Origin of the sequence: Streptomyces sp. NPDC005576 (assembly GCF_042871745.1) — a bacterium.
Taxonomy (GTDB): domain Bacteria; phylum Actinomycetota; class Actinomycetes; order Streptomycetales; family Streptomycetaceae; genus Streptomyces.
This window is the reverse complement of sequence record NZ_JBIAJC010000029.1, coordinates 37,483-45,605: the sequence shown is the minus strand read 5'-3', so window position 1 is coordinate 45,605 and position 8,123 is coordinate 37,483. Positions and strand designations below refer to the sequence as shown.

Genomic DNA, 8,123 nt, shown 5'->3' with positions numbered 1-8,123 from the left:
CTACGAACGCAAGGCCGACCACTTCCTGGCCTTCACCAGCATCGCCTGCACTCTCATCTGCTACCGCAGGCTCGCCAAATGAGATGACTTCTTAGTACTCCAGCCGTAGATCGTGATCTTGTGGGCCGGTGGGGCCGGCCTGATTCGCTTGCCGGATCAGCTGGACTGGCTGGGAGAGGTGTAGCCGACGTTGTCCGTGTAGAAGTTGCCCTGCTCGCACAGCGCGTCGATCTCGAGGTTGTCTTCTTCGCTCAGCTGCGCATCCAGAGCGACGCTGATGACGTGTCGGGCGCGGGCCAACCGTCGGGCGACATCCCAGTCGTCGATGAATGTTCCGACGGTGTGCTCGTCAGCGGTTCCGGATGCCTGGCGGGAGCCAAGTCGGTCGAGGGACACCACGAACTCGTTCAGATCCTGCAGGACTGCGACTGCCTCGTCGAGAGGGATGCGGATCTCCCGAGAGGACATGTCCATCGGCCGAGTCAACTCCAAGGTTGGCGCCCCGGACCACTTGGTGATCTTGCTGGTGGGGGGGCTGGTCCGGGAACGAGTAGGACCACCGGTGATCATCGGCTTGTGAAGATAGAAGATCAGACGGTGGCCGCAGGTCACAGCGTAGACCCGGCCCGCTGGCATGAAGCGTTCGAGGGCCTGATGGACCGGATTGCGGGCCGGTTTACCAGGGTCGAACCCCGCCGCCGGATACGGCGGTTGGTGCTTAGACCGGCCGGGCTGGGCGCCAAGGTGCCGACCTGCGAAAATCGCTGTCCGTCTCCGCCGCACAGTGATAGGAAACCCGGGTGACTACTGAGATTGAACTCGTGAAGTCATAAGGGCTGACGAGGGGTGTCTGTCTGCGGTACCACTGAAGGATGAGGTATCCACAGGGTGGCGGGCTGACCGCTGAACGGCAGTGCAAGCGCGAGGAGTTACGACTGCAGGCGGCTGAGCGGTTCGCTCGGGGCGAGGGCAGTACGGCGATCGCCAGGGATCTGCGGGTCAGTGTCCGATCGGTGCAGCGGTGGCGTCACACGTGGGCCGAGGGCGGCCCGCGGTCCTTGCGGTCGCAGGGGCCCGCGTCGCTGCCGCGACTGAGTGAGAAGCAGTTCGCTCAGCTGGAGTCGGAGCTAGCCCAGGGACCGGCCGCGCACGGCTGGGAGGACCAGCGCTGGACGCTGGCCCGTGTGAAGACGGTGATCGGACGGCGCTTCCACCTCACGTACACGATCCAGGGCGTACGCAAGCTGTTGGTGCGTAACGGCTGGTCCTGCCAGGTTCCGGCCCGTCGTGCCATGGAGCGGGACGACGACGCGGTGGCCGGGTGGGTCAAGGAGGTGTGGCCCCGCGCGGAAGGCTAGCGGCGGCCCGTGGAGCCTGGCTGGTCTTCGAGGACGAAGCCGGCTTCTCCATGACGCCGTCGCACGCCAAGACCTGGTCCCAGCGAGGCCGGACCCCGGTGGTCCGCGTCCGCGGGCGTTCGCGCAGACGGATATCCATCGCTGCACTGACCTGCTACAAACCCGGCCACCGATCCCGGCTGATCTACCGGCCGCGACGGGACGACGGCAACCGCGAGGGGCGCAAAAGCTTCTCCTGGCGCGACTACCGCGACCTGCTGATCGCAGCCCACCAACAACTCGGCGGCCCGATCATCCTCATCTGGGACAACCTCAACGTCCACAAAGCCGCAGGTCTACGGGAGTTCGCCGACTCCCGTGACTGGCTGACCATCCTCTACCTGCCGCCCTACGCCCCCGACCTCACCCCCGTCGAAGGCATCTGGTCCCTGTTACGTCGCGGCTGGCTCTCCAACGTCGCCTTCTCCACGCCAGAACACCTCATCCGCACGGTCCGGAGCGGTCTACGGCACATCCAGTACCGCAGCAACCTCATCGACGGCTGCCTCGCCGAGACCGGCCTGACCATCAGATCCGACTCACGACACCACGAGTTAAACCTCAGTAAGCAGCGAAAGGCGAACCCGTCGACCGATAGTGCAGATCCGGCGCCCGGCACCCCCTTTTACGTACACATGTCCGCACGACGCACGCCTGTCTACCGCCATTGCCTTGGGCATCCTGACCGCCGCCATCCTTCTCCCTCGGCCTCCGGCCGGGCCACCCGGCAGGCGAGGTCCGGGAAGGCCACTGATCATGAGGTCATGAGCGATACGGACAGGTCCCCGGAGCCCAGCACTCTCAGTGCGGTGCTGGCGAGGCTGCCGCAGACCCAGGACGACCTGGCGGACCTCTACCGGGACCTGCACGCCCACCCGGAGCTGTCCTTCGCCGAGACCCGCACTGCCGGTGTGATCACCCAACGGCTGCGCGACCTGGACTTGGAGGTGACAGCTGGGATCGGCGGCACCGGGGTGGCCGCGGTCCTGGCCAACGGCCCCGGCCCGCGCGTCCTGCTGCGTGCCGACTTCGACGCCCTGCCCGTCCAGGAGCAGACCGGTCTGCCCTACGCCAGCACCGCCGAGGGCGTCATGCACGCCTGCGGTCACGACATGCACGTCACTTGCCTCCTTGGAGCACTGGACCTGCTGGTCGCCGGCCGCGCCCACTGGTCCGGGACGGTCACCGCGGTCTTCCAGCCCGCCGAGGAGATCGGGGGCGGCGCCCAGGCCATGATCGACGACGGCCTCTTCGACCGGATCGGGACACCGGATGTCGTCCTGGGCCAGCACGTCGCCCCCCTGCCCACCGGCATGGTCGGCTGTCACCCCGGCCCGGCGTTCGCCGCCACCGACGCTCTCAAGATCACCCTGTACGGCAAGGGCGCCCACGGATCACGCCCCGAGGCAGCCATCGACCCCGTCGTCATGGCCGCGGCCACCGTCATGCGCCTGCAGACCGTGGTCTCCCGCGAGATCGCCGGCGGCGAGACCGCGGTCCTGACCGTCGGCGCGCTCAACGCCGGCACCAAGGACAACATCATCCCCGACACCGCCGAACTCAAGCTCAACATCCGCACCTTCACCGACCCGGTACGCGCCACCGTCCTGGCCGCCGTCAAGCGGATCGTCGAGGGCGAGTCCCAGGCGGCCGGAGCCACCCGCGCTCCGGACATCGAGCCCACCGGCACCTTCCCCGTTCTGGTCAACAACGAGGACGCCGTTGCCCGCACCCTCGCCGCGTTCCGCCGACACTTCGGCGAGGAGCACGTCCTGGACCCGGGCCAGGCCACCGGCAGCGAGGACTGCGGGATCTTCGCCACCACCTCCGGCGCACCGATGTGCTACTGGATTTTCGGGGGCACCGACCCCGACACCTACCGCAAGGCGCAGGAGGCCGGAACGGCCGACCATGACATCCCCTCCAACCACTCGCCTCACTTCGCACCCCTGATCGAACCCACCATCACCAACGGCGTCGAAGCCATGACCACCGCAGCCCTCACCTGGCTCGCCCTTCGGCAGGCGTGAGCACCGCGTACGGCCCACCGCGTGCCCCGGCAGTGCCCTGACCACAGCAACGGCAGCGAGGACCGGGCACCGAACCGCCCACGCCGACGACTTCCTCGCCGTCTGCTCCTCCGCTCACGGCCGAAGGGAACATGGGGGCGCCAGCCGCCCGCGAGCCGCTGCAGGTCGGTCTGGCGGCTCTGCGGGCTGGGGTCGGTGGGGTGGCTGGTGTGCTACTTGGTGATGACGGGGTCGAGCCACGCGGCGTCGGCCGAGCCGCAGTCGTCGACGGTCAGGGTGACGCGGAAGGCGCCGGTGAGGTCCGCGATCGCGGTCTGGGCGCTCTCCCCGACCCCTATGGTCCGCTGGAACCGTACGTGTCCGTCCACGGAGATGGTGAACTCGGCGCTGCTGTTGGTGCCGCTCTCGTCGGAGATGCCGATGCCGGCCACCAGGCTCTTGTACGTGCGATCCAGCTGCCACGTGGCGACCGTCGTGCAAGAGCTGTCGGCGTCGCGCAGGGCGATGGGGTACTCGCGCAGGTTCACCTTCTGGGCGCCGGCCTGGTAGCCGTCGTCCTCGAACGCCGGCAGGTCATTGACGAGCGACGTCCCCGAGCCCGGGGACGACTCGTACTCGGACGGCGCCGAGACGTCCGCGGTCGGCTCGGCATCCGTGCCCGGTTCAGCGCTGGACGGCGCGGAGGCCGACGGTGCGGCGGCGGTGGTGGGCGTGGCCGGCTCCGTGACCGGCGGGGCAGTCGTCTCCGGTGACCGGGGTGCGGCCCGGTTGTCCGCGTCGTTGCCGCCGGTCGCCCAGATCCCGGCCGCGGCGCCGCCGCCCGCCAGGAGCACAACGGCGACCGCGGCGCCGATCAGCGCAAGACCGCGTCGGCCGCCCTGCTTCGGCGGTGTCATGGGCGTGGTGGGCGGCCCGGGAGGCGGGGGCGGGGCCTGGTGCGCTCCCGCACCGGCCCCGGTTGCCGCCGGCACCAGGTCGATGGAGCTGTCGGCTGCCTCCATCACCGCCAGGCGCGCCCGGCAGTCGTCCAACTCGGTGACCAGAGCGCCGCGGCGGTGAACGAGCTCGTCCCTGCGCGCCGCGAGCGCGCGGCTCTCCTCCTCGATCCGGCGCCGCCGTTCCTCGCTGCCGGTACCGGGCGCGGCCGGGGCGCGGCGGGTCTCCTCCTCCAGGTCCATGCGGAGCTGGTTCTCCCGCCCCCGGACCTCCGCGAGCTCCATGCCAAGCCGGTGCAGTGCTTCCTCACCGTCCAGGAGGCGCAGCAGGAGGGAGTTCTGATCGCTGCCGCGGAGGTCGGCGCCGGTCTCGACCAGAACGGTGCGGTAGGCGGTGAACAGTTCGGTGCGGCGCTGCGGAGCGGCGGGATCGTCGGTACGCCGGGCGACCTCGGTGAGCAGGTCGTTCAGGAAGTCCCACGGCGGCAGGTTCGTGCCGAGTGTGTACTTGCGGACGGTGGAGTCCTTGTACGCGGGGAAGCGGGCGGCGAACTGGCGCGAGGAGAGGCCCGTCAGGTCCAGCAGGGTCTTCAGCCGGGCGCCGAACCCGGCCTTCAGCCGGTCCTTCTCCTCGCGCGCCTGCCGACGCGCGAGAATCCCTTCCCCGTCGTCGTTCTGACCGTGTGCCACCTGTGCTCCCCCTCACCAGGTTCCCGGTGCCGGACCGCACCGGGAACAGTTCCTCCGGCGCGGTCGCCCACCACCAGACCCACCGGTCACTGTAGGGCCAACTCAGCACGTCACACAGGTGGTTGAGACGGCACGGTGCCGTTTCGGCCCCGTCCCTGGCGTGAACCCGCACCCACAAGGTGCCCACCGCCCGCAGGAGGCCCGCCATGACCCACCACCCCCGCCCCCGGCCGGGGCGTAGCGCCCACACCACAGGAAGCGGGATCTGAGCGATGCCCGTCTCCACGAACCTCGTCCCCGCTTCCGTCACCGCGGTGTCCGGCCTCGCCACCGTCATGGCCGGCGCCCCCTGGTGGGGCGTCATCATCTGCCTCATCCTCAGCCTCGCCGCGACCTCCGTACAGAACCTCTTCCCACAGGACTCCCCCGACCGCCTCACCTGGTGGACCAACCACCGCGCACACCGACACCTCCGCCGCACCCAGCGCCGGCGGAACACACCGCCCGCCCTACCGCATGATCAGCCGTAGGCACCGGCAGCGGCCGGGACTGATCCGCCCTGCCCTGCCACCAGGTGGTGAGGTCGCGCTGGTCCGCGCGCCGAGCAACCTGTGGAACGTCCTCTTCACGACCGTCCCGCCCGCGCCGGGGCGCATCTCGTGACGCTGTCAGATGACACCGAGGTGGTCGGCGATCCAATACCAGGGCTCGCCGAAGGCCACGTACCACGGGACGATCAGGCCGGCGGGCAGTGCCAGCACAAACGCTATGAGGAAGAAGGTGAAGGGGGCATCGGATTTGAGTCTCGCCAGGATCGCCCCCACCAGAACGATCGCTGCGGCAAGCAGACTGAGCAGGGCTGCGACGGCGTAGATGATCAGGTTCAGGATGCCGGCGCCGGGATCGGCCTGGAGGCCCCCGGTGAACGTGGCCGTGACGGTGTAGGCGAATACGACGCCCAGGACGGCGCAGGCCCAGCCCGTCAGCAGAGCTGCGCGCGAATCCGTTCCGTTGGACGGGTCGGGCGGTGTGCGGGGGACCCCGGCGTCAGGCGGGCGCGGTGCCTTGGGCGTCCGGTTGGTGGCGGTCCAGAGCTCCTGCCACGTGGTGAGTTCCGCCGGTGCGGCAATCTTGATGAGCGCCTCGATGAAGGACTTCGAGGGCGGCCGGCCCCGCAGGAGGATGCTGAGCTCCGCCTCGCTCGGCGCCAGTTCCCTGAGGGCCGCGAAGGGCAGTCTGGCCTCGCGCAGCAGGTCGGCGAGGTCGCGGACGAACGCGGCTTCGTACGTGTCGGCGGGATCCAGGTAGATGCGGTCGGCTGCGAGCGGTCCCGTCGGGTTTCTCTTTCCCCTGGTAGGAGGGATTTTCCGGGTTGTCCGGGATAATCCTGACGGGGGGTCAGCACGTAGCGCGGAGCTTGGCCGGCGGGGCTGTTCCGGGCTCCGCTGGTGCGGGCGGCTGGATGGCGCAGTGGCGGTCACTGAAGCGCGGTCCGCGCCGGGTGAAGAGCCGGCTGGGGGGTCTCGGTGCTCGGTCATGGTCCGGAAAGCGCCCGGGCGAGCCGGGTCGTCGGTGCCTGCGGGAGTGGGAGCGGTGCTGGGCGGGGATGCGGTGCCGGCACTGGGCGGGTTTTCGTCGCCGCGGGCCGGGGGCTGTGGGGTGGGGCGGGGCGGGGGGACGGCGGTGCCGGAGATGATCTGCGGGCCTCCCGCGGGGTGTTCCGGCACCGCCGTGCCGGTGTGCTCGGCGAGGTCGATCAGGTCGCGCTCACGGTCCTCGCCCTCGCTGGTGATGCGGTCCAGCGCGTCGTCGAAGTCCGTGAAGTCCTCGTCGGTGCCGGGACCGGGCGCCTTCCGTACGGCGGGAAGCAGGACTTGCTCCGGGCGGTCGGTGTCCGCGACGTCGCGGCCGAGGTCGGCGGCCCGGCGGCGCAGCTCTTCGAGGTCGCGCCGGGCTTCGGCGGCTTCGATGATGAGGGCCTGCTGGGCCTGTTCGGCGGTGTAGCGGTGCTGACGTGCCCGTTCGAGTTCCGCTTCAGTGCGTTCGAGACGGAGGCGGGCCCGGTCCAGGCGGGCTTCGGTCTCGGCGCGCTTCAGTGCCTGTCCGCGGTCGTGTTCTGTGGTGAGCTGGCGGAAGGAGTTCTCCGCCCGCGCCACCATCATCAGCAGTGTGTTGATGGTGGCGCGGGCGCTTTCGGCGAACTCCGTCGCCTTGATGAGCCGGTCTTTGGTTTCCACCAAGTGTTGCTGGACGTCGATCAGCTCGCGGGCCGCGACCTGCGGTTCCTGATCGGCGGCGGGCAGTCGGGCAGCCTCCGCCGTTGCTTCCCTGTGCAGCTTCCGGGCACGGACAAGCATCTGCTCCCGTAGTCGGACGTCGGTGCCGCACAGCTCCTGAACCACCTGCCCCAGAGTCTTGATGGGGATGATCTTCGACCCGTTCAGGTACTCCGCCCACACGGTGCTGCTTCCGGGAAACCGTGCGGCGAACGAGGCCGTCTTCAACCCCTCGCGGGCCCCCAGCCCGGCCACGAACTCGGCCAGCTCGTTGGCCTTCGGGCCGCCCTTCAACTTCCTCGGCCGTCCCGGCCCGCCCATGACTGTCCCCCGGTCCCTCATGTTTTTCCGCCGCCGTCCGGCGTTGTCCGCTGCCCTCACCCGCTGCCACCTGCACATATTCGACCAGTGGCAGATGTTCAAACGAGCCAGTCGGGATGGTTCCTCTCAACCCGCCCCGCTGGACGGGAACTTCGGCACCGAGAGGACCCTGTCATGAAAGCCGCCCCGTTGTTCGACTTCTTGCTCCACGACGTCCTGGGCAACCTGTTCGCGACCCTGCTCACCGCAGCGGCCGGATACCTCCTCGGCAGGCTCAAGCGCCGCACACACCGGCCGGCCGACCGCGACCGCACCCCGTAGTAGCTGACGAAACACCCAGCCGTTGCAGACCAGCCCGGGGGGGGGGGGGGCGGGGGGGGGGGGGGGGGCCCGCCGGGGGGGGGGGGGGGGGGGGGGGGGGCGGGGGGGGGTTGGGGCGGGGGGGGGGGGGAACGCCCCGGGGGGGCGGCCGGG

General features: G+C 69.9%; 7 protein-coding genes. 4 read left to right on the top strand and 3 right to left on the bottom strand.

The genetic code is table 11. From position 1 onward, the window contains the following. Positions 1 to 156 precede the first annotated feature (156 nt). Complete coding sequence (locus tag ACFYPN_RS32440; RefSeq protein WP_389303305.1) at positions 157 to 474, bottom strand: hypothetical protein; 318 nt, start codon at positions 472 to 474, stop codon at positions 157 to 159. A 398-nt stretch (positions 475 to 872) separates the two neighbouring features. Here ACFYPN_RS32440 and ACFYPN_RS32435 point away from each other — a divergent pair, with 398 nt between their 5' ends. Together ACFYPN_RS32435 and ACFYPN_RS32430 are read left to right on the top strand one after the other, a co-directional pair. After that, positions 873 to 1,358: a winged helix-turn-helix domain-containing protein gene (locus tag ACFYPN_RS32435; protein WP_389303302.1), complete on the top strand. Its 486-nt coding sequence runs from the start codon at positions 873 to 875 to the stop codon at positions 1,356 to 1,358. Beyond that, positions 1,337 to 3,427, top strand: coding sequence for an amidohydrolase (locus ACFYPN_RS32430; RefSeq protein ID WP_389303301.1), 2,091 nt, complete (start codon positions 1,337 to 1,339; stop codon positions 3,425 to 3,427). Before ACFYPN_RS32435 ends, ACFYPN_RS32430 begins: the two co-directional genes overlap by 22 nt. Positions 3,428 to 3,639: 212 nt before the next feature. On the opposite strand, the gene ACFYPN_RS32425 is transcribed toward ACFYPN_RS32430, so the two are convergent. Then, the gene (locus ACFYPN_RS32425) at positions 3,640 to 5,052 is read right to left on the bottom strand and encodes an NPCBM/NEW2 domain-containing protein (protein ID WP_389303298.1); all 1,413 of its coding nucleotides are present in this window, start codon (positions 5,050 to 5,052) and stop codon (positions 3,640 to 3,642) included. Between the two features lie 272 nt (positions 5,053 to 5,324). Between ACFYPN_RS32425 and ACFYPN_RS32420 the strand changes: the two genes are divergently transcribed. Continuing rightward, positions 5,325 to 5,582 (top strand): hypothetical protein, encoded by a 258-nt coding sequence (locus tag ACFYPN_RS32420; RefSeq protein ID WP_389303295.1) that lies wholly within the window; start codon positions 5,325 to 5,327, stop codon positions 5,580 to 5,582. Positions 5,583 to 5,720: 138 nt separating this feature from the next. On the opposite strand, the gene ACFYPN_RS32415 is transcribed toward ACFYPN_RS32420, so the two are convergent. Continuing rightward, entirely contained in the window at positions 5,721 to 7,649 is a 1,929-nt protein-coding gene (locus ACFYPN_RS32415; RefSeq protein ID WP_389303292.1) for a hypothetical protein, read from the bottom strand. A 174-nt stretch (positions 7,650 to 7,823) separates the two neighbouring features. Between ACFYPN_RS32415 and ACFYPN_RS32410 the strand changes: the two genes are divergently transcribed. Next, complete coding sequence (locus tag ACFYPN_RS32410; RefSeq protein ID WP_358765090.1) at positions 7,824 to 7,970, top strand: hypothetical protein; 147 nt, start codon at positions 7,824 to 7,826, stop codon at positions 7,968 to 7,970. The last annotated feature ends 153 nt before the right edge of the window (positions 7,971 to 8,123 follow it).

Excerpts from the sequence above, each read along its gene's own strand:
- ACFYPN_RS32440 (WP_389303305.1), bottom strand. The coding sequence starts at position 474 with ATGGACATGTCCTCTCGGGAGATCCGCATCCCTCTCGACGAGGCAGTC.
- ACFYPN_RS32435 (WP_389303302.1), top strand. The coding sequence starts at position 873 with ATGAGGTATCCACAGGGTGGCGGGCTGACCGCTGAACGGCAGTGCAAG.
- ACFYPN_RS32420 (WP_389303295.1), top strand. The coding sequence starts at position 5,325 with ATGCCCGTCTCCACGAACCTCGTCCCCGCTTCCGTCACCGCGGTGTCC.
- ACFYPN_RS32415 (WP_389303292.1), bottom strand. The coding sequence starts at position 7,649 with ATGGGCGGGCCGGGACGGCCGAGGAAGTTGAAGGGCGGCCCGAAGGCC.
- ACFYPN_RS32410 (WP_358765090.1), top strand. The coding sequence starts at position 7,824 with ATGAAAGCCGCCCCGTTGTTCGACTTCTTGCTCCACGACGTCCTGGGC.